This window comes from Butyricimonas sp. Marseille-P2440, from assembly GCF_900091675.1.
In the GTDB taxonomy this organism is placed as follows: Bacteria; Bacteroidota; Bacteroidia; order Bacteroidales; family Marinifilaceae; genus Butyricimonas; species Butyricimonas synergistica.
In genome coordinates this window covers 180,077-206,679 of sequence record NZ_LT594609.1, presented here as the reverse complement: position 1 = coordinate 206,679, position 26,603 = coordinate 180,077, and the positions used below count along the sequence as shown (strand labels likewise).

19 protein-coding genes and 2 riboswitches are annotated in these 26,603 nt (G+C 47.5%); of the genes, 3 read left to right on the top strand and 16 right to left on the bottom strand.

Annotation, left to right across the window (positions count from 1 at the left end; all coding sequences use genetic code 11):
- Window position 1: 1 nt before the first annotated feature.
- The gene (locus BN8899_RS06885) at window positions 2–1,018 is read right to left on the bottom strand and encodes a FecCD family ABC transporter permease (RefSeq protein WP_065218863.1); all 1,017 of its coding nucleotides are present in this window, start codon (window positions 1,016–1,018) and stop codon (window positions 2–4) included.
- 159 nt (window positions 1,019–1,177) lie between these two features.
- Here BN8899_RS06885 and BN8899_RS06880 point away from each other — a divergent pair, with 159 nt between their 5' ends.
- Both BN8899_RS06880 and BN8899_RS06875 read left to right on the top strand, forming a co-directional pair.
- A complete protein-coding gene (locus tag BN8899_RS06880) occupies window positions 1,178–2,992 on the top strand; it encodes a TrkH family potassium uptake protein (protein WP_065218862.1) in 1,815 nt (604 codons plus the stop codon).
- 25 nt (window positions 2,993–3,017) lie between these two features.
- Complete coding sequence (locus BN8899_RS06875; protein WP_065218861.1) at window positions 3,018–3,686, top strand: potassium channel family protein; 669 nt, start codon at window positions 3,018–3,020, stop codon at window positions 3,684–3,686.
- Here the strand turns inward: BN8899_RS06875 and BN8899_RS06870 are convergent.
- From BN8899_RS06870 to BN8899_RS06810, 13 genes are all read right to left on the bottom strand, one after another.
- Window positions 3,674–4,507: an ABC transporter substrate-binding protein gene (locus tag BN8899_RS06870; RefSeq protein WP_018339186.1), complete on the bottom strand. Its 834-nt coding sequence runs from the start codon at window positions 4,505–4,507 to the stop codon at window positions 3,674–3,676. The genes BN8899_RS06875 and BN8899_RS06870 overlap by 13 nt on opposite strands.
- Before the next feature lie 45 nt (window positions 4,508–4,552).
- On the bottom strand, window positions 4,553–5,179 hold the full coding sequence (locus BN8899_RS06865) for an anaerobic ribonucleoside-triphosphate reductase activating protein (protein WP_065218860.1): 627 nt from the start codon (window positions 5,177–5,179) through the stop codon (window positions 4,553–4,555).
- On the bottom strand, window positions 5,170–7,311 hold the full coding sequence (locus tag BN8899_RS06860; RefSeq protein ID WP_018339188.1) for a ribonucleoside triphosphate reductase: 2,142 nt from the start codon (window positions 7,309–7,311) through the stop codon (window positions 5,170–5,172). Before BN8899_RS06860 ends, BN8899_RS06865 begins: the two co-directional genes overlap by 10 nt.
- Window positions 7,312–7,407: 96 nt before the next feature.
- Window positions 7,408–7,593: riboswitch (cobalamin riboswitch) on the bottom strand.
- Between the two features lie 336 nt (window positions 7,594–7,929).
- Entirely contained in the window at window positions 7,930–8,892 is a 963-nt protein-coding gene (locus BN8899_RS06855; protein ID WP_065218859.1) for a PKD domain-containing protein, read from the bottom strand.
- Window positions 8,893–9,056: 164 nt separating this feature from the next.
- Window positions 9,057–9,265: riboswitch (cobalamin riboswitch) on the bottom strand.
- Between the two features lie 142 nt (window positions 9,266–9,407).
- Window positions 9,408–10,511: a thioredoxin family protein gene (locus BN8899_RS06850; protein WP_065218858.1), complete on the bottom strand. Its 1,104-nt coding sequence runs from the start codon at window positions 10,509–10,511 to the stop codon at window positions 9,408–9,410.
- 4 nt (window positions 10,512–10,515) lie between these two features.
- Window positions 10,516–11,865: a TlpA family protein disulfide reductase gene (locus BN8899_RS21120; RefSeq protein WP_065218857.1), complete on the bottom strand. Its 1,350-nt coding sequence runs from the start codon at window positions 11,863–11,865 to the stop codon at window positions 10,516–10,518.
- 21 nt (window positions 11,866–11,886) lie between these two features.
- Complete coding sequence (locus tag BN8899_RS06840) at window positions 11,887–13,374, bottom strand: PKD-like family lipoprotein (RefSeq protein WP_065218856.1); 1,488 nt, start codon at window positions 13,372–13,374, stop codon at window positions 11,887–11,889.
- 23 nt (window positions 13,375–13,397) lie between these two features.
- Window positions 13,398–14,180 carry a DUF4843 domain-containing protein gene (locus tag BN8899_RS06835; RefSeq protein ID WP_065218855.1) on the bottom strand — a complete coding sequence of 261 codons (783 nt, stop codon included), beginning with the start codon at window positions 14,178–14,180 and terminating at the stop codon, window positions 13,398–13,400.
- A 23-nt stretch (window positions 14,181–14,203) separates the two neighbouring features.
- Complete coding sequence (locus tag BN8899_RS06830; RefSeq protein ID WP_065218854.1) at window positions 14,204–15,673, bottom strand: RagB/SusD family nutrient uptake outer membrane protein; 1,470 nt, start codon at window positions 15,671–15,673, stop codon at window positions 14,204–14,206.
- A 19-nt stretch (window positions 15,674–15,692) separates the two neighbouring features.
- Window positions 15,693–19,061, bottom strand: a complete 3,369-nt coding sequence (locus BN8899_RS06825; protein WP_065218853.1) for a SusC/RagA family TonB-linked outer membrane protein — start codon at window positions 19,059–19,061, stop codon at window positions 15,693–15,695.
- Between the two features lie 139 nt (window positions 19,062–19,200).
- The gene (locus BN8899_RS06820; protein ID WP_065218852.1) at window positions 19,201–20,766 is read right to left on the bottom strand and encodes a M64 family metallopeptidase; all 1,566 of its coding nucleotides are present in this window, start codon (window positions 20,764–20,766) and stop codon (window positions 19,201–19,203) included.
- 22 nt (window positions 20,767–20,788) lie between these two features.
- On the bottom strand, window positions 20,789–22,240 hold the full coding sequence (locus tag BN8899_RS06815) for an SUMF1/EgtB/PvdO family nonheme iron enzyme (protein ID WP_065218851.1): 1,452 nt from the start codon (window positions 22,238–22,240) through the stop codon (window positions 20,789–20,791).
- 15 nt (window positions 22,241–22,255) lie between these two features.
- Complete coding sequence (locus tag BN8899_RS06810; RefSeq protein WP_065218850.1) at window positions 22,256–23,452, bottom strand: FecR family protein; 1,197 nt, start codon at window positions 23,450–23,452, stop codon at window positions 22,256–22,258.
- 113 nt (window positions 23,453–23,565) lie between these two features.
- On the opposite strand from BN8899_RS06810, the gene BN8899_RS06805 reads away from it, so the two are divergent.
- Window positions 23,566–24,120 (top strand): RNA polymerase sigma factor, encoded by a 555-nt coding sequence (locus BN8899_RS06805; protein WP_065219420.1) that lies wholly within the window; start codon window positions 23,566–23,568, stop codon window positions 24,118–24,120.
- Window positions 24,121–24,209: 89 nt separating this feature from the next.
- Here BN8899_RS06805 and BN8899_RS06800 read toward each other — a convergent pair whose 3' ends face one another.
- Together BN8899_RS06800 and BN8899_RS06795 are read right to left on the bottom strand one after the other, a co-directional pair.
- Complete coding sequence (locus BN8899_RS06800) at window positions 24,210–25,223, bottom strand: PKD domain-containing protein (protein ID WP_065218849.1); 1,014 nt, start codon at window positions 25,221–25,223, stop codon at window positions 24,210–24,212.
- A 7-nt stretch (window positions 25,224–25,230) separates the two neighbouring features.
- The gene (locus BN8899_RS06795) at window positions 25,231–26,574 is read right to left on the bottom strand and encodes a DUF5074 domain-containing protein (RefSeq protein ID WP_065218848.1); all 1,344 of its coding nucleotides are present in this window, start codon (window positions 26,572–26,574) and stop codon (window positions 25,231–25,233) included.
- Between the last annotated feature and the right edge of the window lie 29 nt (window positions 26,575–26,603).

Sequence of the window (26,603 nt, the reverse complement as noted above, 5' to 3'; positions counted from 1 at the left end):
ATCATGCTATCGTTTTTTCCGTTCGGGTATTACTCATGACAAGGATAAAAATGATGCCGCCGATGATGCCGGTAATAACCCCGATCGGAAGTTCATTGGGGGCAATAATCGTTCGGGCGAATATATCGGACAGGATCAGGAAAATGCCTCCCCCGATAAAGGAACTCGGTAGCAATATCCGGTAGTCGGAACCAATGATAAAGCGCATCAATTGTGGGATAATCAATCCCACGAAACCGATAACCCCGACGATGGAAACACAGATTCCTGTGAGCAGCGAACTGAGCAAAAATAGTATTTTGATAGCTCGGTTGGCATTAATCCCCAGTTGAATCGCCTTTTCCGACCCTAGGCGCATGGCGTTCAAGGTTGGTGTGTAGAAAAATGCCAGACATAGAACGACGAGGCTGGTCGTGGAAATCAGGGTGATGAGAGCCGGGGCGGTTTCGTTCAGGGAACCCATGATCCAGAATACGATGCCGTGCAGATTCTCGCTTTTCGTGATGGACATGATGAGCAACATGAGCGAGGAGGAGATAAAACTAATCATCACTCCTGTCAGCAAAAGATTGTGGATGCGTACTTTGCCCCGCCGTATCCCGAGCGTGTAGACAAGAACGATCGTCACGAGTGCCCCGATGAATCCGGCAATAGGAAGTATCAGACTGCCGTATAGGGTATGCAATGACATCACGATTGCCGCGGTGACCCCCACGGATGCCCCTCCCGATATTCCTAGGGTGTAGGGCTCTACGAGCGGGTTGCGGAATATTCCTTGCAAGATAACTCCCGACAGGCTTAATGCCCCGCCGACAATGAATCCGAGTATGATGCGGGGGATTCTTAATTGGCGCAGGATATTTAAACGAACATCATCCGGATCGCCGTTCCAAAGCTGAAAAAGATCTTGTATGGAAAAACGAATCTCCCCGAAGCAAAGTCCGGCAATGATACTTCCTGCGAGCAACAGTAGCAAAAAAGCCAGAAAGACAATCCATTTGTAATATTTTCCTTGCATGGGAAATTTATTTGTTAAGATATAGCGGTTTCCGGTACAAAGATGCGAAATATTCATTAAACTTGAAAGTTATTCTTGTATTCGTCCAGTGGAACGAGTTTTTGGTACTTTTCTGTAACTTCATGCGGGGATTGACGTTAAAAACTAAAAAAAGATGTTATGCTCTCGGTGGAATTTCAATATAGGGTAAGAAAGATTTACAAGTCGCTCAAGCACTTGGTGGAAGTGGTGAGCAACGTATTATTGTTTTTGGCTTCATTTCTGGCGATCATTCTGGTGATTTATCGCTTCGGGTTTAGGATGCCCGACACGTATTCCCACGAGATATACTATACTTTCCGGGAGATCATGCATCTTTTCCTGGCGCTGGGTTTGCTTCGTTTCCTGTTTAATTTTAAGCTGTTGCGAGCGGAGAAAGGTTTCTGGATAGAGGTATTGGCGTTGCTTTTCCTGTTTGCCTTGACCTTATTCTCGAGGCATTTTGACAAGCCGGATTCCGGGGCGATCAGTCCGCTACTCTTCAAGGTGGAGCGGATATTGACTTACGGGGTGGTGTTGCTGTTAAGCATCATCCAGCTCTCGAAGCAAATATTCGTCGTCTTGCGAAGCCGGGTGAAAACGGAAGTCCTTTTTGCCGGAAGTTTCTTGTTCATTATCTTGTTAGGATCGGTATTGTTGAGGTTGCCCAATGCCACTTACGAGGGCATTAGTTTCACGGATGCGCTTTTCACGTCGACGAGTGCCGTATGTGTGACGGGGTTGACGGTTGTGGACACGGGCACCACGTTTACTTTGATGGGGCAAGTCGTCCTGTTATTCTTGATTCAGGTCGGGGGGATCGGGGTGATGACCTTCACGAGTTTTTTCGCCATGTCCTTTTTAAGCGGTACTTCTTTTCATGACCAGTTGATGATGAAAAATCTTCTGAACGAGGCTTCCTTGAGAGATATTTTCCGGACAGTCGTGTACATCGTGTTGACAACCTTTATTATCGAGGGCATCGGTGTGTATTTGGTATATTTGCAGGTACAGAATGTGGCGGACATCGGGAATAAAACGTTTTTCGCTTTGTTCCATGGTATCTCGGCATTCTGTAATGCGGGCTTCTCCACGTTGCCCGGCAATCTTTACGACCCGTTGATACGCCATCTGTATGGATTGCAGGTGATCCTGGCTTTCCTGATTATTTTCGGGGGTATCGGTTTCCCAATCTTGTTCAATTACGGGAGATTGCTGCATTACGGTATCCGGAACAGGGTGAAATGTATGCTGGGAATGGGGTACAAGGTTGTCCATGAACCCCGTATCGTGAGTACGACGACCCGCATCGTGTTACCCACGACGTTGGTATTGCTGGTCGTGGGGACGGGTTTATTCTGGATATTCGAAGACCACAACGCCTTGGAAGGAATGTCCGTGACGGGAAAGTTCGTGACTTCGTTCATGGGGGCGGTGACTCCCCGTACTGCGGGATTCAACAACGTGGATATGTCTATTCTGCACCCGTCCACCATTTTCCTGACCATGGTGTTGATGTGGATTGGTGCGGCGCCTATGTCCACGGGTGGCGGTATCAAGGTCACGACCTTCGTGATCGCGTTGAAAAATATCTGGGCGAACCTCACGGGTAACGACCGGGTGGTGGTAGCCCATCGGCAATTGACCCGGGAGAACGTGAACCGGGCACATTCGGTGATCGTGCTTTCCGTGCTCTGGATCATTTTAGGCACATTCGCTATTATTTTGTTAGAACCGACGGCAACCATCACGCAGGCTGCTTTTGAGATTATATCCGCGTTAGGTACGGTTGGATTGACGCTGAATCTGACCCCGACCATGAGTGTCGCCGGGAAACTTGTTGTTGTTTTCACGATGTTCGTCGGTCGTGTCGGTCTGTTGACCCTCTTGGCTTGTTTCATCCGTCGTCAGGAAGCAAAATTGTATACTTACCCGGACGACACGGTAATACTCTAATTTTAATTCTCAATTTTCAATTCTTATGAAGTGCATTGTATTTGGATTAGGAAATTTCGGGGTTGCGTTATCGCAGCGGTTGACGAAAAGGGGCAACGAGGTATTAGGCGTTGACTCGGATATCAGTAAGATAAATTTGTACAAGGAGGCGATCACGAACACGGTGGCATTGGATGTGAAGAATGCGCAGGCATTGCAGACCTTGCCTTTATTGGACGTGGATGTCGTGTTCGTCGTGTTCGGGAAGGATTTCGGGACCTCGTTATTCGTGATAGCCTTGTTGAAACAATTTGGCGTGAAACGTATCGTTGCCCGTTCCATCTCGCCCGTGCACAAGGTGATCTTGCAATCCATGGGGATCACGGAAGTGATAAATCCCGAGTGGGAATATGCCGATTTCTTTGCCACGAAAGTAGAATTGGGAACTACAGTTGATTCCTACGTGGTGGATGACGACCATCTGGTTATCGAGTGGGAAGTACATTCTACTTTCTTGGGGAGAAAATTGGAAAATGCCAAATTTGAGGAAGAGTTCGGCTTGAAATTGATTGCCTTAAAACGCTATGATCCTAAAGCCGGTAAAGCTTTAGTCGTGGATAATCCCCCTGCCGACCTCGTGTTCACGGAAAAGGATGTCCTCGTATTTTTCGGACAGCCGAAGAATTTCCGTAAACTCGGGGTTCAGATAGTATAGGGGGTAGGCGTTATTTCCTGCTTCATCAATTGAATCAACTCTTCCACCGTCTCCACGAACGTGACAGGCGTGGGGCTGCAAATATATTGATCCAACGGAAATATTTTATTATTCTTCACGGCATTGAGGCTTTTGATCTCTTTCCATTTGGTGATCTCGTTTTCGCCCACGATGCCCATGCCCACGACAAAAATGATGTCTGGGTTTTGGAGAAGAACGAATTCTTTGGATACCATGGCATTGTCAAGGTCTTGTGCGATGTTTACCCCTCCGGTTTGTTGGATATAGTCGTGCATGAACGAGCCGGGTAATGCCGAGAATAGCGGGTCACAACCGATCTCCATGAATACTTTGGGAGGATTGTTGAAATTGATTCCTTTTTTCAGGTTTTCGAGTCGTGCTTTGCATTCCTTCACGGTAGCTTCCGCCTTGTCAGCTTTGCCCGATATCTCACCCAGGGTGATAAATTGCTGGCATATCTCCTCGAAGTTTTTGGGTTGGTTCAGGCGTTTGGTTTTTATACCCATGCGCTCGAATCCCTCGAGTACTTTCGGGGGAGTCAATCCGCTGGCGAGCACGATGTCCGGTTGCAGTGCCACGATCTTTTCCATGTTCACGCTCACCGCGTCAGCCACGACCGGGATAGAATCCGTCGGTTCCGTGATGCAAAAGCGGGTACAGCCCACGATGTCTTCGTTTGCTCCCAAAAGGTACAGGTTTTGCGTGATGGAGGCGGCAAGCGATACGATACGTTTATGCTTTTGCGAGTATCCGGTGATTGCCGTGATAAGTAATATGAATAATAAAATGAACTTCTGCATGATCTTGATATATAAAATGAGGGTGTAAAAGTAATATTATTTAGTTTATTCGTGTATGTGTTTATCCAGAATATCCCCGTCCCGGAACTCTTGAATGACGTAGTGTGAACCCGAGAATTCTTTTTGTAAGCTTTGTATTTCTTCGGGGCTTTGCACTCGTGGGATAACCGTCGTCCGGAATTGGTATTCCAGTCCGGAGGTTTTGATAATCCGGATAGATTCTTGTATCTTTTCCAGCAACGAGGCAGTCATCGTGTAATTTACCTTTCGGTAACCGGGAAGCGAGAGTGAGGATTTGATATCCATAGCCACGGCATCTATCCACTGTCCGGCGATCAATTGTTGCAAAACCTCCGAGTTCGACCCGTTCGTGTCGAGTTTCACGGGTAACCCGAGGGCTTTTATTTTTTGGATAAACGGGAGCAGGTCTTCGTGCAACGTCGGTTCTCCCCCGGATATGACCACCCCGTCGAGCCAATCCCGCCGTTTGTTGAGGAAGCCGAATACGTCCTCTTCCTTCATGTCCTGTGTCTGCCGGAGTAATTCCGGCAGTACAAGAGATGGGTTGTGGCAGTACCCGCAACGGAAATTGCATCCTTTCGTGAATATCACTGCGGTAACTTTCCCTTCCCAGTCAATCAGGCTTTGTTTGACGAATCCTCCTATTCGCATAATACGCTTTCTTTTTTCTGGACGCTCTTGTCAAACAGTTTCCGATCATTGAACTCGGCTCGTTTCCCGTTGTTCCATTGGCTTACGGGACGCATGTAACCTACAATCCGGCTGTACACCTCGGAGGATGCCCCGCAATGCGGACATTTGAAATGTTCTCCCGCGATATAGCCATGCGAGGGGCATATGCTGAATGACGGCGAGAGCGTGATATAAGGCAATCGGAAAGTAGACGTCACCTTGCGAACCATGTTTTTCGCCGCTTGCGCGGAGGTCTGCTGCTCCCCGGTAAACACGTGGAAAACGGTTCCACCCGTGTACAGCGTTTGCAACTTGTCTTGTTGGTCAAGAGCCTCGTACAGGTCATCCGTGAAGTTCACGGGCAGATGCGTGGAATTGGTATAGTAAGGTTGTGCGCCTTGCTTGTATTGCTCGTGGTTCGCAACGATAATATCGGGATATTCGGCAGTGTCGAGCAGGGCGAAACGATAAGAAGTACTCTCTGCCGGGGTTGCTTCAAGATTGTATATATTTCCCGTTTCATCTTGGAATTGCGTCAATATATCCCGCATGAAGTGCATCACCTTTTGGGCGAACTCCATCCCGTCCGGGTGTGAAATGGGTACCCCGAGAAAATTCATGCAACACTCGTTCATGCCGTTGATGCCAATCGTGGAGAAGTGGTTTTTCCAGAAACAACCGTAGCGTTCCCTGATATAGCGTAAATAATATTTGGAATAAGGGTACAGTCCTTTCTCGGTATAACGTTCAATCACTTTGCGTTTGATTTCCAGGCTTTCCTTGCTGATCTCCATCAAATGGCGCAAGCGTTGGAAAAAATTCTCTTCCGACGCGGCTTCATATCCCAGCCGGGGCAGGTTGATGGTTACCACTCCCACGGAACCCGTCAGCGGGTTGGCGGCAAACAATCCTCCGCCTCGTTTCATTAACTCCCGTTTGTCCAGCCGGAGGCGGCAGCACATACTGCGCACGTCGTCCGGCTTCATGTCGGAATTCACGAAATTGGAGAAATAGGGAATGCCGTATTTTGCTGTCATCTCCCAGATGCCCTCGTAATCCGGGTTGTTCCATTCAAAGTCCGGGGTAATATTGTACGTCGGGATGGGGAACGAGAACAGGCTGCCGGAAGCATCGCCTTCGCTCATCACCTCGGCGAATGCTTTGTTGAGCATCGTCATTTCGGCTTGGAAATCCCCGTACACTTCTTCTTTCACTTCACCGCCGTGCACGATATGTTCGTCTTTCAGAAAATCGGGTACAGTCAAATCCATCGTGATATTGGTAAAAGGTGTTTGGAACCCGACCCGGGTCGGCACGTTCAGGTTGAATAGAAATTCCTGCAAGCATTGTTTCACTTGCTTGTAATTCAAATTGTCGTAGCGGATATAAGGAGCGAGGAACGTGTCGAAGTTCGAGAACGCTTGAGCCCCGGCGGCTTCGCCCTGCATGGTGTAGAAAAAGTTCACGATCTGCCCGAGAGCCGTGCGAAGGTGTTTTGCCGGGCTACTCTGTGCTTTTCCCTCTACCCCCCGGAATCCGACCGTCAGCAAGTCTTTCAGATCCCAGCCTACGCAATAAACACTCAGGAATCCCAAGTCGTGGATATGCAAAGCCCCGCTTTTATGCGCTTCCGAGATACGTTCCGGGTAGAGTTGGCTCAACCAGTAATTGGACGTGATTTGCGTCGCTATATGTTGATTCAGTCCTTGCAGCGAGTACGAGGAATTGGCGCTCTCTTTCACTCTCCAATCGCTCAATGACAGGTAATTATCCATGACTTCTATATTTGTCAGCAGCGTCTTCGAGTTGCGTATCTGCTCGTGTTGCTTGCGGTAGAGCAGGTATGTTTTCATCAATTGCAGGTCGCCGTGTTGGAACAGAACGAGTTCCACCGTGTCCTGGACTTGTTCCACGTGCGGAAGCTCCCGCTCTGGGGTGTTCGCTTCAAGGATTTGCACGACTTTATGACACAATTCCCGTGCTGTTTTACGATCGGGCTGTCCGATAGCTCTCGTTGCCTTGAAAATGGCTTGTTCAATCTTTTCCGGTTTGAAATCGCAAATTTCCCCGTTGCGTTTCACGATTCTTGAGAACGTGGTTGATGTTTCCATGATTAAAATTTTAATAATTAAAAAATACTTCGGGGAAAACACGAGAAAGGATCGTGTATGGCAGAGAATTGTCTTTTTCGCTTTTCACCCGAAAGCTCCAATTTATTTGCAATCGGCAGGTCTTCTGACTTACTCTCGCTTTTGAATCTCCTTCCCATCGACAGCGTGACAGTGGATTATTGATTCAAGCGTTGAATAGAGCTTACAGCTACGGGTATAGTGCGGGATTTTCACCTGCTTCCCTGTTCGTCACCGGAGTGAACCGAATGCATGGCAAATGTATGATAAAATAATTGTATTTCAATAGCAGTTTTCAAATAAAATAATTTCCTTGAAATGTATGTATTGTTAATGTGATGAATTATAATTTGTTGTAACAAAAATTGGATAACTTTTTGGATGGATGTGTTTTGTTGTCTTTTTGAATTCGGAAAATTTATGGCCAAATGTGAATGAATGAATTTTTGAATAGAGTTGATTATTTCGTCCGGTCTTTGGCTATGAATACTTTATAGGGTTACGAGATACTTGACAACATAGTACGCTCCTTTTAAAAAGTAAAACCCGATTGCTTGGATTTGATTAGCAATCGGATTTTTTCAGAATGATAGTCTATGACTATTTTTTGTTGGGTTCTGCCGCTTGCAATAGACGGGGAATGGGTAGAGTGTTCCTCATCTCCTCATAGTCAATGGGGGACAGAGTCCATGCATCCCAAGAAAGGTCTTCCAAAGAACGATAGATCACGAAAAAGTTGGAATAGTCGAATTCTTCGGACTCCGGAACTACGTTGCCCTGTCCTAGCCAATAAGTGGGATAAGCTTGGTATAGCCCTCCTAACCAATAATCTTCCGGATCAACGGGTTTCAAATTATCAAAGTCTTGAGATGAAAGTTCATAGAAGCCGTCAACAAAGTTGTCTTGAGAGATTGTCAAGTTCCCGTTACTTACTTCAATTTTTCCGTCATTGTTTCCATCATAGCCAAAACCGATAATATAACTGCCCGATTGAGCAATATAGAGGCGGGGATCTGCTTTCGCGATCGCCCGCAACATATCGATACCTAGAGGTTCTGTCCCTTTTTCCCAGCGATATCCCCATGCGAGAAAGAAAACTTCGTCATCTGTAGGTTCCAGCATATTGGTACCGGTGATCCATTGAATTGCGAGAGCAGAGCGGTTTTCACCTTCTCCTGTCCAGTTTTTTATGTTGGCGAAACGGAATTGACCGTCAGATACGTTGATTGTCAATGTGTCGGCATCGGAACCCACGGAATTGGTTGCCGTGAGGATGATCCGGTATTCTCCGAAATCTTCGGGAGTGAATTTATAAACAGTGTCGGTGGAAACTTGTTCTCCTTCGAGTGTCCAAAGAAGGGCAACGTCCGTGGGATCAAGCAGCCTTGCTTTCAATTCGACGGTTTCTTTCGGAAGGCAAGTAGTGATTCCGCTCACGTTAATGATGGAAACTTCCGGTAGGGTAGGAATGTGAGGGGGCTCTTGCTCCTTGTCATCACTACATGCGCTAAATAACGAGATCATCAATCCCCACACGATAAAAAAGAAATACAACTTCTTCATAATTGTTTAATTTTGAATTAATTTTATATATTAAAAAACGCAATAATTAATTCATATCCATGTATCCCACGTGGACACAAACATTTCTGTTTGCCGGAAAAGATGATCGTCAAATATCGATATGTAAACGGTACTGGCGTTTATGTTCTCCTTCCCCTTGAACATGAAACATATTAGCATATGGCAGGTCTTCTGACTTGTTTCCTTCTCCGGGCTTCCTTCCCGTCCCTCGTGCGAGGGACAGTGGATAAAGTATGTCCGGGAAGTATCGTGAAACTTACAGCAGGGGATTCTGTTCAGGACTTACACCTGATTCCCTTTTCATCCCGATACGCGATTCGCGAAGCGGGACACCACTTGCTTCCATTATTCTTGGCAAAAGTAAAGAAATGATGTTAAATAATCAAATATTTTTTTATATTTAATTGCGAAGTCTAAGGCAGTTTTTACCGGTACAAAAAAATCCCCGAAAGTCGGGAAATGACTTTCGGGGAATGCAGTATTTTTATTCACGATCAATCAAGATATCTGGAATAAGATTCTGCGGTCTTCTCGTACATTTCTTTTGCTTTCGGGTCTTTCTCGTATTTCAAGCATTGTTTCATCATCTTGATGATATACGGGGCTACTTTCTTGGGTTGGTTGAAATCGAAATTCGAGATTCCTACTTGCGATATGATGCCACGGGTTTCCGTGTCTGCTTTTTTTATCCAGAGTAATGTATTCTCGAATAATTTTTCTCCGTCTTTACTCTCCGCCACATCGATATTTTCTTTGAAGAAACGGCTCAGCGGGGTGGCAAATTGGGGGTGGGCATCAATGAATTGCACGATCTGCCGGACTTCCCCGTATTTTTTATGGGAACCGGTGGTGCGATTGCTTATCATTTTATTGATACGGTTGTACATGAACTCATCGTATTTCTTTTTTCCAATGACGGCAATCACCTCCTTCGGGTGATCGACCATATACCGGAACACCCCGCAGTCAATGAACGTGACATAGTCGTAATAGGATTTCCACCAGCGTTCGGTGAAATAGTCCTCGAGCGGACCTTGTTCCAAGAGTTTATACATGGTTTCTTCCAGTTCTTTTCTCAGGAAAGCTTCCCGTAAAAATTGGATATACTCGAAAGCGCAGGAGGGATCCTCTTGCAATTGCTTCTTGCGTGCCTCGAACGTGTTTTCCGGTTGGAGGATACCGTTCATTTTGTCGCAGAATGTCTTCAAACTTGAAGCACAGCCGGCAATCCGCACCATTTCATTCCCATCCGTGTCCAGCACGATAAAGCAGGGATAGGCGGCAATCTTGAATCTCGGATGGATACCGTCCGGGTCATTTTTATCCAGGTCATGATAATAAATCATGATCAGGTTGTTCTTGTCCCGCAGTTCCCGGAACTCCGGGGTGGGGTACACGTCCCGTTCCAATTGCTTGCAGGGACCGCAAAAAGTGGCGGAACACATCACCATTACCCGCTTGTTTTCGGCTTTTCCTTTTGCGATTGCCTCGTTAAGCGAGCCTTTGAAGAAAAGGTCATCCGGGATAGCTCCATTTTGAGCCCGCAGGGCGACACAACTCATAAACAACAATGTACATACCAATAAGAAACTTCTCATATTATCATTTTTTTAGTTCGTTTAATATTATCGTTTTTAATTGAGGATCCGAGGGCCTTGGGGCATTGGTCGATACGATGTTCCCGCGTTTGTCGAAAACCATGAATCGGGGAATTGCCGTGATCTGGTAACTTTCGGCGATGGCGGAGAAGCCGTTGGCGAAAAGATGAATTCCCCCCATTTGTTCGGATTTAATCATCTCTTTCCATGCGTTTTTATCTTTTGCCTTATCAACGGAAACGGCAAGGAACACGATGTCATCCCGTCCTTCCATCTCTTTTTCCAGTTTTTTCAAGTGAGGGATCTCTTTCTTGCACGGTCCGCACCACGTTGCCCAAACGTCCACCACGACCACCTTGCCCTTGAAATCACTCAAGGATACCATCTTCCCGTCAATGTCGGGATAGGTGAAGTCGATTGCCGGTTGACCAGCACCCATGTAGCCGTTCTTTTCCTTGTAAGCATCAATCTTTGCCAGTTGTGATTTTTCCGTGACAAACTTGCCGTATTGTTCGTAATCTTTCAGGAAATCGTCATACGTCCGGTAAGCATCCATTTTCATCTGTGACAAGAAATAGGTGGCTTTCACCGCATCGGCAGCTTGGTCGAGATTAAATTGGTTGCCATTCACAACCGTTTGATTCACTTTTAAAATCGTGAGGAAAAGGCTGCAAAACGGCATCCGGGCATACAAGGGTGAATCGAATTTCAGTTCGTCCCCGATGGTCTTAAGCAGGGGAAGCCGTTCTTCCTTGCTGGGGGCTGCCAAACTCGGCAGGAAATGGAAGTAGCAAATTCCATATAAAGCTTGTGTTTCAATGAACAATTTCAAGAAAGCATCAAACTCCGTATCCTTGCTCTTGACCTTTGCGGCATACGCTTTCGAGGTTTTCAGGAAATCATCCACCTGGGGATACAATTCCCGGAACGTGTTGTTGACATCGTTGTCGGGGAGTACACGTTGATACTCCCGTTCCCAAGCTTCCAGAATGCGGTTGTTCGGGGATACGTTCCCTTCTAACGTGTAATTTCCCACTTGTTTCGTTATATTTAATCGGATACGCTCTCCGTTTTTCCCGCAGAATATCGCCTTATCCTTGGTGGCGGTATTTTGCGTTACCCCGATGGCAAACAATTCCGTCTGGGGCGCATCCACGGCAAAGCAGAATTTTCCGTCATCCAGTTTGGTAGTGGCGACCAGTTCCCAGAATCCGTCTATCGAACGGTACAACCCGGCTTCGTTCACGTACTTCACTTCCATCTTCCCTTCGATCAGGAGCGGGATATCGTTCTTGGCGTGTACAGCCCCGATACCAAAAATTAAAAATGTCAATGCAAAAATAAATGTTCTCATGAATAGTGATTTATTTAAAAATTATACAACTTCTATTTGTACGGGGCGTCCCTCTCCCTCGATCACGATCGGTTCCTTGGACAAATCCGGTCTCCCGGCAAGCATTTCGTGGAAATAGAGTTTATAATGTCCTCCTTCTTCCGTGGCAATTACCAGATATTCCCTGGCACTGCCGAAAGGCAAGGTATTGGTGAAATGTTTGATCATCGTGATCCTACCTTCCAGACCGGGCAGGATGTCCTCCGATTCGTCAAGAGAATTGTAGTCGAGCAGGTTCAACCTATTTCCGATGGCGTAATAGATATACGGGAAAGCCATATTGTTCCCGTATATCTCTGCCGAGGTGATTTTCTTGTCGGACGCAATCTCCTTGGCTTCCAAAAGCGGGGAGAAAAATCTTCCGTCCCATTTGTCGTATTCTGCTATTTCCATCTTGTAGAGGAGCAACTTGCCCGTGGTCCGGTCCTTCATCAGAGCGTACCCGTTGGTCCCGCTTTTTCCCATATAAATCAAATTGCTGCTCATGTTGTTGGGTGTCAGTAATTCCGAGGTCGGTGCGTTGGTCTTGTCTTTATTATCGAAGCATTTCAAGACCCCGTTCGAGTTGATGAGAAAGCGGGAGTTCGCCTCATCGTAAAACATGTAATAGCCAGAACCACATATCACGTGTTTATTACAACTGCAACTGATCGGTTCGTCTGCGGGAGCATTGGAAACCCGCATAGGCAAACCGAATTTATGCGCGGCGGTTGGTATCAGTAAATAATTCCAATAAAACCCGTTGTTGGACAGATAAGACAGACTTGTGTTGTTTTTTACAAAACAGCGGGGTTGTTCGTCGGTTTTTTCTTCGTAGAACATCGTGTTGAGGTCGTACACGGGAGCCATGTGTTCGAGCGTCAGCATGCGGGTATCTTTGTCCGAACAGATCCAGACGGTTCTGACCCGTTCTTGAGGTTTTCCGTTTTCATCGATATAGTTGATGTCGGGACAGATCAGGAGCGATTGCGGTGCGCCTGTAATCCGGCTGCTCGTGTTTTTCAAGATATCCGCGAGCAATTCCTTTTCCGGGTTCACCAAATCGATTTCCGTTTCTCCGTCTATCTCTTTTAGGATATAGCACCCGGTAGTATATTGCGTACGGACAATCACTTTCGTGCTGAAAAATTGTTTGTCGCCGTTCTGTTTGTGCTCCACGCATAGGGTCAACGTGTAGGTGTCCGCCCCTTCGGTAACCTTGTAATCCAAATCCGGGTCGAATGAGATGGTGTCAACCGGTGCCTGTGCGAGGGTAGTGGAAAACAGGGTCCACATGAAATTGTAATTCTCCTTGTTCGGGAATTGCGGGCTGATTTGCAATTGGTCGAGCATACTGTAAACCGGGTATTCCGGCTCGATTCCTTCCATCTCGATTGGGGGGATCGGGTTGTAGTCGTAATTTCCCTTGTCTTCATAGCAGGCTTCCAATGAGAAGACAAGCAGGAATAATATATAAAAATACTTTTTCATAGTCTTTCAAATGTTTGTTTGATTTATGGGAAACGTACTAATATACCCTCGAGGGCTCCGTCTTTCGGGGCTTCCCGCAGGGGACCCTCACCGTTGGCTTCTCGGCGGGCGTTCTCTTCGTCCAACAGGTTGTTCAACCGGGTTTGCCAGAATTGTAAATATGGATAGTCATTCATCAATGTTTCGATGAAAGCATCATCCCATAACTCTGTGCTGTTGTCCAGCATAAAACGGTATTTGACCTCTCCCCATTGTCCGAAAAAATTTACAAAACCTAAACCATCCCACGTTTCGGGTTTCTCCAGCATATCGGAAAAGTAGATGGTCTTCACGCTGGCTTCCGGGTTTATCGCCACGAACTCTTCGGTATCGACGAGACGGACCCGCAAGGCAACCCGCCCGTGGGCGAGCGAGGGATCGCGCAGGAGAATAACCGGAATGTTCGCTATCGCGCTACCGGCAGGTACCACGGAAAACAGTTCGTATTCCGGCGAATCGAAAGGAACGTAATGCACCCCGGGCACGGCATTGGCGATGCCGCTGCCCGCTTCGGGAAGGGCATCCGCCTGTTCAAACAGTACCCGGCGGTCATACGAGGTCACGAATCCCATCGTGCGCATCTCGAGGTAAATGGTGTCGCGGTCGACAGAAGAATGGTCGTAGATAAAGGTTTTGGTAATATCTTTATTCACATTTTCCTTTAGCAGAAAGCCGATTTTGTTGGTCGGGTAATTATAGAGTTCCGACGAATCGTGGCATCCTGCCAAAAATAGGATTCCCAATAATAAAATGATTTGATGTTTCATAGCTCTGAATCTTTTTTTTCCAATTAAAATTCTCCGTCAGGAAGCGGTACCACGTAATTTTTTTCTTGAGCAGGTACGACGCCCCATAGCATCTTCTCTGTCATTTTACGTTTGTAGGTAAAGAACATCTGCCCTTCGCCCCAGAACTCGCGGTGGTATTGGTTCATGATATCACTTTCACGTTCGGCGAGCGAGGTGTAATCCGTATGGTTCAGGTTGCGGCTTCCCTTGTATTCCCGCATGAGCCGGTTGCTCTCCTGCAAGTTGGTGGCAGTCTCTGCCGCGATGAGGTACATCTCTGCCAACCGCACCGCGGGCACCATCTGCATGGTGACATAATTGTCCGAGGCAGTTACGGAGCGATTGCCTTCCAAGCCCAGCCCCGAGTCATCCTGCCAGTACTTTTTCAATATCACTTTCCGGGTGGAACTGCCGACCACGCTCTGTTCCTCGAAGAGTTGCAGGCGGTTGTCGAAGGTTTCATTAAAGAATACATCTGTAATCATCTTTTGTCTCGACTCCGCTGCTGAAATGGCATTGATTCCCTCAAACGTACTTTCGACTTTTTTATCCAAATTGTAGACATGGAAAGCCAACAGGGTTTCCGAAGGCAACGTGTATGCCTTGTTGGTGAAATCGTCGGCAAGCGAGAGGGCAATCACCGGCTCGCCGTGCACCGTGGCGTTGATGACTTCGGAGGCATACAGGTAAGCCAGCTGCTTGTCCCCGATATAGAGGTAGAACCGTGCCTGCAATGCCTTTACCGCCCAATAGTTGAATTTCAACCGGCGGAACCCTTTGTCGTCGCGGTTGTTCTCCCACAGTTTGATGGGGTCGTCCAATTCGGCGTAGGTGTACTCCGTCAGCGGGTCCGATATGCTCAATAGCGCTTCGGCATTCGTGAAATCCTGCGCCAGCTTTTCAATGTATGTGGTGTAATCGTAGGCGGGCACCTGTTCTTCCGAGGCGATTTCAGCGTAGGGCAGTGCCACCCGTATCGTTGCGTTCTCCAGGGGTACCTGGCCGAACAGGCGTAACAGTTCGAAATGGCAGAATGCCCGCGTGGCAAGTGCTTCACCCTTCAAGCGGTTGAAGGTCTCTTGGGTGGCGATGACATCTCCGCCCTGTTCGTCGAGATAGCGCAACAGGTCATTTGCCTGGGCAATCGTGTTGTACATTTTGTTATAGACGTTCTTGAAAATGGACTTGACATGTTCATCTTCGTAATTGAATTTACGGAATGCACTCATCGCTCCTTCGGGTGCCTCCCAATGTTGCGCCATGTATTCCAGCGCATCGTATGTCAGGGTCTTGCCATACAAGTCATCGTGTTTCAGATTGGCATAGCAACCGGCAAGGGCATCTTTGAACCCGTTTTCCGTGCTGTAGATTTCTTCCCGGTCGATCTCCAGTTTGGGCTTGATGTCTAACCACGAATTGCAGGAGGCGAACAGGAAACCCGCGAGTATAGGGATAATGATTTTTCTTTTCATAAAACCGTTTCTTTAAGAATTAAAACATGAATTTCAGGCTGAAAGCACACCGGCGGGAGAAGGGGTAATTTAGACCGCGTTCCCGCTTGATCGTGGAGACATAGAAGAGGTCCGACACGTTCACGGAGAGCTCCATCATCTGCATGTGCAGGTGTTTTTCGATCCAGTTGCCCGTGAACTGGTACGAGGCGCTTGCTCCCTGCAACGAGAACATGTTGTCGTCCTGCACGAAACGAGAGGAGGCTTTGGTAGTTCCGGCAAGGTCTCCCTCCAGGTCGTAGAAGCTCTTGTAGAAGGTCCGTTGCCCGGGGGTGAACCAACGGTCTTTCAGCACGCGCCGGTCTACGTTCTTGTTCAATGCGCTGCGGGGCACTTCCACCCGGTTGATTAAAGTGGAGTTGTATTGCTGTCCGCCGAAATGGAATCCGAAGGAGAGGTTCAACGAAAAACCTTTGTACCGGAAGTTGGAACTGAGGTTCCCCCTGAATTTGGGCTCGCTGTTTCCGGCCAACCGCTTGGCGTTGGCATTCCATTCGTAGGTGATGTTGCCGTCTTTGTCATAGAAAAGTTCCTGTCCCGTACTCGGGTCGATGCCCAGTGACTTGACCGCATAAATGTCTGTGGTGGAGCCGCCTTCGAACATCACGGAAGGCAGTTCGACATTGTTCTGCATGTACTCTTCTGCCTGCCGTTTGATTTCGGGCGAGAGTTTCAGTATCTTGTTCTTGTTGTGCGACATTTTTCCCGACAACATCCACGAGAATCCGCTGCTCGTGCGGACGGGATAACCGCTCAGCATCAGTTCCAAGCCCGTGTTCTGCACTTTTCCGATATTGTCCGTGAAGGTTGTGAATCCCGTTGAGGCAAGGATGGTCCGGGGGGAAAGCAGGTTATTCGTGACATTTTTGTAATAATCCAGAGAACCGGTAATGCTCCGTTTGAACAGGGCAAAATTCAATCCCGTGTTGATCATGCTGGTCTGTTGCCATTTCAAGTTCTCGTTCCCGTATCCCTTCAGAAAAGCGGGGGTAAAGTTGAGGTAACGGTCGTTGACGTCATACTCGTAAGTGGTTGCCGCCTGGTAAGAGGAGAACTGTTGCGAACCGGTCATCCCGTAAGAGAACCGGAATTGCAACTGGTCGACGATTCCTGTGTTTTTCAAGAATTTCTCGTTGTGCATGTTCCACCCGATACCGGCACTCCAGAAGGGGGCGAAACGTTTGTTCGAACCGAATTGCGAGGAACCGTCCATACGGAAGGAGAAGTCCGCGTAATAGCAGTTTTTGAACGTGTAGTTGAAGTTCATGGTGTACCCCACGCGGCGGCTTGTGCTTTCGCTTCCGCTGGGTTTCCCGTTCTCTTCGAACCCGACGGCGTTGGGTAAGAAGTCGAAGCGCTCGTTGTACCCCCGCATGGTAAAGGAGTAGGAGTATTGTTTGGATTGGGCGGCAGATATATCCAAGTCGAAAAACAGTTGATGGTTTTCGGCAAGCGTTTTGGCATAGCTGACCGTGATGTTCCCGTCCACGTTGGAAGATTGGCCCGTGGTATAGGCATAGGAACCGCGTTCGGAAAGGGTGGTCGATCTGAACTCGAAGCTGTTGGGCGATTTGAACACGTCGTGCGTGTTGAAGTTTTTGGATATCCCGATTTTCCCGCGCACGATGAAACCGGCAAACGGCCGCCACTCTATCGAGAAGTTGTCGGAGAATATCTCCGTCATGCTTTGGTCCTTGTTGTCGAATTGCGCCTCGTAGAGCGGATTCCGAACGTAAGTGTCGGTGGGAGCAAAATAGTACCTCTCGTAATAGTCGCCGTTCTCATCGCATAGCCTCCAGTAGGGGTTCATTGCCGTGTATTCCGAGAAGGTCCCGTAATTACTTTCGTCACCCCGGCTGCGCGAGTAGTTCGCCTGGTTCATGAAGGTGAAGTTGTTTCTTTGGTATATGAGGTTGATGACCCCGCTGAAATTCGTCCGCTTGGAGTTCTTCATGACCCCGATGGTCTCGTTGTAATTTCCTTCAACGCTCCACCGGAACTCGTCGCTTCCCCCGTCGAGTTTCAGGTTATAGTTTTGTCCCACCCCGGTGCGCAGCGGTTGGCTCAGCCAATAGGTGTCCACGCCTCCCAATACGTCGCGGCGGATGTCGTAGTACGTTTTTCTGCCTTCGGCATCCCGGTCGGGATGGATGGAGTTATACAATCCCATCTGGTATTCAAAATCAATTTTTTCAAGGGCATCCAGCAAATCGTAGGAACTCAAATCGGGGATCTCCACGTTCACCCCCGCGGAGGCGGAAAGGCGGAGTTTCCCGGCTTGCGGTTGTTTCGTGGTGATGACAATCACCCCGTTGGCTCCCCGGGAGCCGTAGATCGCCGTGGCGGAAGCATCCTTCATGATGTTGATGGATTGCACCTCGTTGTCGTTCAAGTCAATCAACTGTTGGAGGGAGATTTCAAAACCGTCCTTGATGATCAACGGGGTATTCAATTGGGCACTGGCTCCTTCGTTCAAGTCTTTCATCGACATCGGGAGAGCCGAGTTGCCCCGGATGTTGATGTTCGGTACGCGGTTCGGGTTGCTACCGGACAGGTTGTCCTGCACGAGATTGATGGCGGGATCGATGTTCCGGAGGGTTTGCAGCAGGTTCTGTCCCTGGTACATTTTCAACTCTTTTGCCGTGATGGTGGAAACGGCTCCGGTATAGCTCTCTCTCGGTTTCTCGAAGATACCGGTTACGACGACCTCTTCCAAGGTTTCGGCGTCCTCTTCCAACACGACATTCAACTCTTTTTCCCCGCGGTAGATATGCTCTTGGGTTTTCATCCCGACGAAGGTGAATTTCAAGCGGATGTCGTTGCTTTTCGCAACTTCGAGCGTGTATTTCCCGTTGGCGTCCGTGGCTGTCCCGACGGAAGTGCCGCTCAGGATGACGGTTACACCCGGAAGCGGGGCTCCGTCCGTGTCGGTCACTTTACCGGTGATTTTGATGCTGGTAACCTGTTGGCCGGAAGCGTTCGTCTTTTTCGTCACCGGCGTGATGATGATTTTTTCACCCTCAATTTTAAAGGTGTATTTCTCGCCCAGCCCGATTTTCAGGGCTTCGCCCACTTTCAATTGCAGTTGTGGCAATTTCACCAGTTGTTGTACATCAACCTCATCGTCGCTGTAGAAGAAACGGCATTTCGCTTGAGTCCCGATTTCCGAGAACAATTGTTTCAGTTGAAGTACCTGCTTGGAAAACTTTATTGTTTTGTCCCCGATCGGTTCGGCTGACGCGTGAAAACCGACCGTTAGTAGGAACAAGGTGATCCATACGAAATGGATATTGATTTTTCCCCGATGTACTTTTCCCGGGAAAAGTACATTCCTTTCTTTTTCTTTCATAAATTTTCGTACATTTGAAAAGTTCATATTGGTTGTTTACTCTACAGGTTGTTTACTCTTCGTGTATAAAAGCAAGCTTTCGAATGAACCGAGTGTAAGAGATAATAGTTGCGAGCTATTATCTCTTTTTTGGCTTACTCTATTTAGTTATATTTTTTTTGTCGTATTCAAGGAAAACATCCAGGCTATACTCGTCTTCCATCCCCGCGAGTTTGTATATCCTGCGCAGGATGATTTCGCGGTTGACCGCTCCGAAAAAGCGTGCGTTATTTTGATTCCTCATGATGTTGTCGTCAATGCTGCGCCAAACACCATATTGGCAATATCTTCCTCCTTGGATAATCCCCGCTCCGGGATAATTCTTTTCCAAAAGGGCTTTCCAGTATTTATTGTCGAATTCGGCAGGATTGTTTGTAAACTCGACGTTTTGCCAATGCCCGAATTGCTCCCGTTCTCGTTTAGCCGTGGTAACTTCGATATCTGTAATAGATACCCTATCAGCATAATATTCGTCTGCCAATTTCCCGAAAGCATGTCCAAGGAATTCATGGGAAATCATGGTAGCGAACGTGTTGATGCCGGGGAAACGTCCTTCACCGGTCCATACTCCGCCCAATCCGAGAGACGGACCGCTTCCCGATACTTGTGCCACACCGCAATAACGGTCTATGTTGATTACCAACAACACGGTTAGGTCCTTGCCCTCGACATCGGCTGGGATCGGGGAATGTTCCCAGGCAAAATTACAAGCACCGACGCCTCCTGGTTTTTCGTGTACTGTCTGATTTTCGAAATAACATTCGAAAAAGGTGTTCGAGTATCCACCCGTCAGGTCGAACGTGTTCGTTGCTGAAACGGCGGTTACGGCATAAAGATTGAAGTACTCGCGGTAGGAGGCGAAAGGTTCGTAACTGAAAATGGCCTCTTCGCATTGCCTTAATATGTCTTGCCAACGCCCGTTTTTCTTCATCTCGCTTTTGGTGAATCCGTCCCCGGTAATCAGCAAATTGATTCCCTTCCCTTTCGTCGCCTTGTTCAGCGTGATGCAACTTCCGTGCTTGAACTCTTCCACTTTCTTGATTTCGACCGTGGTTTTCAGGTTCGGGTTTTCTGTTGATGTGAGGGTCAATACCGTGCTCTTCTCGCCGGCATCTTCCGGTCCGAAGGTGGACGTGATTTTGATTTGCCCGTTCCCGTTTCCTGAGGCTTGTTCAAGGCGGCACCACGATTCGTCCTCGAGCGTTGCCGTCCAAGCGCCGTCGTAAACCACGTCTACCGCATAAGTGGCGGGGTCACCCAAACCGAACTCCACGACAATCGGGTCGGCATAAAATTCGGTCCCGTTAAAGAGGAGGTTGATGATTTGCATCTCGGAGAATCGGTCCGTCGCCTGCACGATAAGTTTGGCACTCTTCATCTCCATGTCGTTGCGGGGCTTGGGGGTGATGATAATCATCCCTTTCCCCTTGCCGCTCGTGTTGTCGAGCGTGCACCACGAGTCGTCGCTCAATTTGGCGTTCCAGCTCCCGGCATAATCGACGAATACGGTATCCGCCTTGTTCGAGTTGAACCGGAGGGCTGAGGCGGATACGTTCAATTTCGCCTTAGAACCCAGCACCTCGTCGTCATTATCGTCGTTGCAGGCTGCAAATCCCAACAACAGCAACAATATAAACCAATAGTTGATTTGTGATAATTTTATCATATGATGCGATTTAAATGTTTTTTTATAAAGGCTTTACAATTCTGAACCCGGTCTTGTCGTTTCCTTGCTCCGGTTTGATGGAGAGCATGGGATTCGTCATATTACGGAATGCGCAACGGCAGAAAATGTACATATCTCCCCAAGAACCGCCGCGGAATACCCGGTAGGTTCCCGAATCCGCACCCGTGGGATCCGTTACCCCTTCTGCCGTATAGTTGGCGGCATACCAGTCGCTGCACCACTCGCGCACGTTCCCCTGCATATTGTACAAGCCGAAGGCGTTGGGGGTGTAAGAATCCACGGCTACCGTGGAGGTACTTGGCGTGTTGCCGTTCATCGCCATGTTGCCGTTCTCGCACTCCATCATCCAGTTGAAATTGGCAAGATTTTTTGTCAAACTCATCCCGTTGCCCAATCCGAACGGTTTGTCCTCCATACCGCCGCGGCACGCGTATTCCCATTGCGCCTCGGTAGGTAACGAACCTCCCGCGAATGCGGCAAATTCGGAAGCCCCGTACCAGGTCACGTAAATCACGGGGAAGTTCTCGTAACCGGTAGCCGGTTGCCACTCCGTCCCGTTGTAATGTACCCCCCAGTCGGATGCCTGTCCCTCGGAGGAGATAACCATGGTCTTCCCGTTGTAGATGCCGTCAGCACCGATGCCTTTCGCGTTCAGGAAGAAGCAGAATTGTTCGTTCGTGATTTCGTACTTGCTCATCTTGAAGCCTTGGGATAGCGTTACCTGATGAGCCGGACGTTCGTCAGGTTGTGTTCCGGCTCCGGCTTCCATCATACCACTTGCTCCCATCTGGAAGGTCCCGGCGGGAATCTCCACGGTTTCCACCCGAAGGCTTCCTTTGTTGTCGACCGTTACGGCACACGTGGCGGTTTTTCCGCCGTCTTCGGTGGTCACGGTGAGGGTGGCGTTCCCGAATTCAAGAGCAGAAACATTTCCATTCTCATCCACGGAAAGCACCGACGGGTTACTGGATGTCCACGTCACCGTCTGGTTGGTGGCATTCTCGGGTATGATGATGGGGGTCAAAGTCAGGCTTTCACCTTTTTTCAATACCAAAGTCGATTCGCTGAGCCGGATTTCCTGCACAAGAATGGGGGCGGGAGTCAGCGTCACGAGGCAAAAGTCCACCTTTTCCCCGTCTTCGGTCTTCACCATAATGGTGGCAGAGCCCACTTCCTTTGCCCACAACATCCCGGTGGAGTCCACGTCGGCGATTTCCGGTTTGTTGGAACTCCAGGTGACATTTTGGTTCTCGGCGTTCTCCGGAAAAATCGTGGCAACGAGCTGTTCGCTCATGCCTACCACCATGGATAGGGTATTTTGTGCCAATTTGACTTTTTGTACTTTTGATCCCATTGCTTCTTCCAACGAATCGTCGTCGGAACAGGCTGTAGCGAGCAGTAGTGTGCTTGCCACAAGAAGCACACTTGAAAAGAATAAATGGATTTTTTTCATAATTTTAGCTTCGTATTAATTTTGGATATGATTGTTATCGGTTTGATTATCTGATTTTTTCTCGGTAATTGTTATTTGTTTTCCGTCAAGGATAAATCTGATATTGGTGGTCCTTTCTATCAGGCGTAGGAATACCTCTAAAGACTCCTTTTTATTTATGGTCGCCGTGAAACGTTTATTCTTGATGGCCTCGTTTTCGTAATTCCAGGTGATGTCGTACCATCTTTGCAATTTCCGCGTGATCTCTTCAAACGTGGTAGCCTCGAACACGAGCATCCCCGTCCCCCACGGGATGAGTATCGCCTCCTCGTCGGGAATATCCCTCACGTGGCCGGTCCCCTCTTCCTTGCTCCAAAAATATTGTTGGTGAGGTTTCAGGGGCACAGCCTTTTCTCCTTGGGTCACCTCGATGGCTCCCTCGATGAGCGTGGCTTGCCAAAACGGGTCATCGGTATACGCGCTGACATGAAATTCCGTGCCGGTTACCGTGATCGTCCCTTGGTCGGTATGCACGTGAAACGGTGCCGTTTTATCTTTTTTCACCGAAAAGGCTGCCTCGCCCGATAAGTATACCTCTCGGCAATCTGCTTGAAAGTGTTCCGGGAACCGCAGGGAGGTACACGCGTTCAAGTAGACGATGGTACCGTCCGGTAGTTCGATTTTATAATCTTCTTTCTTGGGCACGTTCAGTGTGATGAAAGAGGCTGGAGCCTTGCTCGCGGTATCAGGGTGAGTGTAAGCCAGTTTATTTTTATCAGCCTCATCTCGGATGAGTTTGAACCCCTCGGGAAGCGGTTCATGGGCGGATTGTTTGTCGCCCAACAAGAAACGCTTGCCATCGGGAAAAATCAACTCGATGTTATCGGAAGCCATGGCAACGGTTTGAGGTTGCGACGGTTTGCCGGGTATCCAAAAAATGGCTGCCAGCACCCCGCACGCTAGAATGGCGGCAGCGGAAGCGGTCCCGAGTATCCAACGGCGGATACGAGAACGTTTCATTTTTTGGACCATTGTTTTGTACTCTTTGTTTATGTCGGTCTGTTCTTCTAAAACTTTTCTCTTCGTGAAAGAATTGCCGGTAGAAATTTGCTCGAACAACTTCCTGTTCTCCTCGGAAGCGGACAACCATTCTTGTAGCTGTTTTTCTTCCGCGGGAGTCAGTATTTCCAAGCGTTGGCGGGAAATCAACCTTGCTATATCAAATTTGTTCATACGCGCTGTTATTAAAAGTTCATATAAATAACTCCTTGCGAAGGAAAAAGTATAGGTCGAAATCGAAAAAAATAAATATTTTTACGGCATCTTTTTCAGATACGTGGTCTTTTATGGAAGATAAAGAGATTTTAAAGAGGATAAACCAAGGGTGGGAACCGGCATTCAAGGAATTGTTCGGTCGTTATTACACGACCCTGTGCGCCTTTGCATCCCGTATCGTGAAAAATGAAGAGAGTGCGAAAGATATCGTGCAAGAGGTTTTTATAAAGTTATGGTCGAATAGGGGACAATTGAAAGATATTTCACTCAAATCTTATCTCTTTGTCTGTGTACGCAACACTTCGCTCACGTTTTTGCGCGACCAAAAACGGAAGGAAGATCAGCTGGTTCAAATTCCTTGGGAAGAGGAGGAAACCGCATCTTACCTGATCGAAGAAGAAAACAATCGTTTGCTGTTTGAAGCAATCGCTAAACTTCCCCCGCGCAGTGCGGAAGTGATATCTCTCGGCTTGGAGGGATTGAAACAGGATGAAATTGCCAAACAGATGGATATCAGTATCAACACAGTGAAGTTCCTGAAATACGAAGCAATTGGGAAGTTGAAAGAATTACTGAAACCGTTAATTTTCTGGTTCTTTTTAATGAAAATGAACTCTGAAAGTTAGAAAAATCTTTTAGAGTTCATTTTATTTTGAGATATTTCCTTGTTATTGTACTTTAAGTATTTCTGCTTTTTGCTTGGAAGTTTGTTAAACTATTCCGCCGCTTCTAACAAATGGGGTAGGGGCAGGATATTCTGCTCTGCATCATTGATCGGGGAGAACGTCCAGGCGTCCCAGCTCTCGTCTTCCAGTTCACGGTTGTTGGCGTAAAAATTGGAGTACTCGTATTCTTCCGATTCCAGTACCGCTTCCCCGTATCCCTGCCAGTAGGAAGCGTATGTCACGTACCAGCCGCCAATCCAGTAATCATTCTCGGTGAGCAGCTTGAAGTCGTCGATGTTATCGTCTACTCCTTGTACGTATATGCCCTCCTTGAAATCTTTTTCCGTCAACGTGATTCCCTTGTATGTCTTGCCCCCGTATTCAAAGTCCTCGCTTTTAATTTTGATTTTCCCGTCACCGTTGCCGTCATAGCCGAATCCTTTGATGGTAAACCCGAGGGCATCGCTGGAAACAATAACGAATAGGCGGGGATCTATTTTGGCGATAGCCTTGATCAGGTCAAATCCCGTGGGGGTATCCTCTCTTTTCTCCGGTTTCTTCCATTTATACCCCCATGCCCGGAAGAATATCTCTCCGTCCTCGGGGTGTAACAAATCCTTCACGTCTTGGGACACCCATTGTATCGCCAGCACCGAGCGGCACTCGCCCTCTCCCGTCCAGTTTGTGACGTCCGAAATTTTGAAGCCGTCCATCACCGTGATATTCACGCTGTCCGATGCTTCCCCGAGTACGTTGGAAGCCGTCACTTTGACCTTGAACGTACCTTCCTTGGCAGACGAGAACTCGTATATCGTGTCCTTTGACATTTCTTTCCCGTCCACGAACCATTGGAGTGCGGCTTCCGTCGTGTTGATAATGTTCGCTCTTAACCTCACCTTCCTTTCCGGGAGAATAGCACTTTTCAGGTTTAAATTCTGCACGGAAACTTCCGGGGGAGTCAGAGGTTTTTCGTCACCTCCGCCTCCGCCATTGTCATCGCTACAAGAACTCCACATTCCCGTGAAGATCAATATAGCTAGTGCATAAAGTAAATTCTTTTTCATTACCGTTTTATTCAAAATTGTACGTGAAGAATATTCCGGCGGGGAAACGGGTATAGTCGTTATATGCAGCACTGATTTCGGGTTCTTCTCCACTAAAATCAAATGCCGTGATTTGATTTATCAAATAATTATTTCCCCAACCTTTTAATGTGTTCATGAAAACTTTTCCTGTTTTAGGGTTAACGGCAACGGTGTTGTAGACCTGTCCGACGTTCTCAACCATTGTTTTGGCATCTACCATGAAATCAGTTTGATTTTCACCGAAAATGTGACGATAGATTTTTGATGAGGTGCTATTTATATACAAGGTATCTCCTTTGGCTGTAATATTAGGAGTAGCTGGGCGAGCGAAAGTATTGGGTTTTAATTCATTTGCCGCATCTCCTGTTAATGTGTTAGCTTTTAGAATTTCACAGGTATTGGCATCCACTTTTGAGATTTTACCGGATGCGTCTGAAACCCAAAGATTATTATCTGAAGATTTAATTACTCCGGAAACATTACCCTCAAACGTGATTGTTTTGGCAATTTGGTCTTTTCCTTCTTCGAAGACAAGGACAGTATTGTTTCGGGTGGCAAATACTTTGTTGTTTACAACAGGCATTGTGTTGTTACGTGCTCCTGAGGTGCCTTCAACGAGTAATACTTCTCCTGTTGAAGGATGAAATATTTTGATACCTTGACCATCACGAATATATATATTATCCTCGTCTAATACCGCAATATGAGTAGGGGAACTTACTTTACCCTCTAATTCTTCTTGGAATTTACGTTCTCTTTTTAAGGTTTCTGCATTGAGAATAGTTACAAAACCACCATCATACCCTCCGGATTGAGAAACAATATACATTTTATTGTCTTTGATAAATAAGTCTTGGGTTAAGGCTCCTAATTCTCCTCCATTTTCAAATTGATAAACATTATTGGTTATTTCTCCTTTTGAATCAATGAAAATTAAACTTCCGGGCGATCTACTTCCTTCGTTAAGAATGAAAGTCCCATACTTGTATGTCCCGTGAACCTCAATCATGGTTGTGGTAAATGCCTTCCCGTCTGCATTGGATACGGCAAGCATCACGTTATATTTTCCAAGTTCTTCTGCCTTGAACGTGTAGATAGAATCTGTCGATACTTTTTCCCCATTTACCAACCAAGCCAAACTCGTTTCTATCGGGCTTTCGATCTTGGCTTTCAAAACAATAGATTCTGTCGGGAGCATCGAAAAACTACCATTTGCGCTTTCGATAGTTACTGTCGGCGGCGTTGGAATATATTTATCATCATCACTACAAGAACTCACTAATCCTGTCAACACTCCTAAAAACAATAATACTAAATAAAACTTCTTCATAATTCTAACCTTCTCTGTTTACTGTAAAA

What these genes read in the sequence shown, in the direction of transcription:
- BN8899_RS06885 (WP_065218863.1), bottom strand. Translation starts at nt 1,018, where the DNA reads ATGCAAGGAAAATATTACAAATGGATTGTCTTTCTGGCTTTTTTGCTA.
- BN8899_RS06880 (WP_065218862.1), top strand. Translation starts at nt 1,178, where the DNA reads ATGCTCTCGGTGGAATTTCAATATAGGGTAAGAAAGATTTACAAGTCG.
- BN8899_RS06875 (WP_065218861.1), top strand. Translation starts at nt 3,018, where the DNA reads ATGAAGTGCATTGTATTTGGATTAGGAAATTTCGGGGTTGCGTTATCG.
- BN8899_RS06870 (WP_018339186.1), bottom strand. Translation starts at nt 4,507, where the DNA reads ATGCAGAAGTTCATTTTATTATTCATATTACTTATCACGGCAATCACC.
- BN8899_RS06865 (WP_065218860.1), bottom strand. Translation starts at nt 5,179, where the DNA reads ATGCGAATAGGAGGATTCGTCAAACAAAGCCTGATTGACTGGGAAGGG.
- BN8899_RS06860 (WP_018339188.1), bottom strand. Translation starts at nt 7,311, where the DNA reads ATGGAAACATCAACCACGTTCTCAAGAATCGTGAAACGCAACGGGGAA.
- BN8899_RS06855 (WP_065218859.1), bottom strand. Translation starts at nt 8,892, where the DNA reads ATGAAGAAGTTGTATTTCTTTTTTATCGTGTGGGGATTGATGATCTCG.
- BN8899_RS06850 (WP_065218858.1), bottom strand. Translation starts at nt 10,511, where the DNA reads ATGAGAAGTTTCTTATTGGTATGTACATTGTTGTTTATGAGTTGTGTC.
- BN8899_RS21120 (WP_065218857.1), bottom strand. Translation starts at nt 11,865, where the DNA reads ATGAGAACATTTATTTTTGCATTGACATTTTTAATTTTTGGTATCGGG.
- BN8899_RS06840 (WP_065218856.1), bottom strand. Translation starts at nt 13,374, where the DNA reads ATGAAAAAGTATTTTTATATATTATTCCTGCTTGTCTTCTCATTGGAA.
- BN8899_RS06835 (WP_065218855.1), bottom strand. Translation starts at nt 14,180, where the DNA reads ATGAAACATCAAATCATTTTATTATTGGGAATCCTATTTTTGGCAGGA.
- BN8899_RS06830 (WP_065218854.1), bottom strand. Translation starts at nt 15,673, where the DNA reads ATGAAAAGAAAAATCATTATCCCTATACTCGCGGGTTTCCTGTTCGCC.
- BN8899_RS06825 (WP_065218853.1), bottom strand. Translation starts at nt 19,061, where the DNA reads ATGAAAGAAAAAGAAAGGAATGTACTTTTCCCGGGAAAAGTACATCGG.
- BN8899_RS06820 (WP_065218852.1), bottom strand. Translation starts at nt 20,766, where the DNA reads ATGATAAAATTATCACAAATCAACTATTGGTTTATATTGTTGCTGTTG.
- BN8899_RS06815 (WP_065218851.1), bottom strand. Translation starts at nt 22,240, where the DNA reads ATGAAAAAAATCCATTTATTCTTTTCAAGTGTGCTTCTTGTGGCAAGC.
- BN8899_RS06810 (WP_065218850.1), bottom strand. Translation starts at nt 23,452, where the DNA reads ATGAACAAATTTGATATAGCAAGGTTGATTTCCCGCCAACGCTTGGAA.
- BN8899_RS06805 (WP_065219420.1), top strand. Translation starts at nt 23,566, where the DNA reads ATGGAAGATAAAGAGATTTTAAAGAGGATAAACCAAGGGTGGGAACCG.
- BN8899_RS06800 (WP_065218849.1), bottom strand. Translation starts at nt 25,223, where the DNA reads ATGAAAAAGAATTTACTTTATGCACTAGCTATATTGATCTTCACGGGA.
- BN8899_RS06795 (WP_065218848.1), bottom strand. Translation starts at nt 26,574, where the DNA reads ATGAAGAAGTTTTATTTAGTATTATTGTTTTTAGGAGTGTTGACAGGA.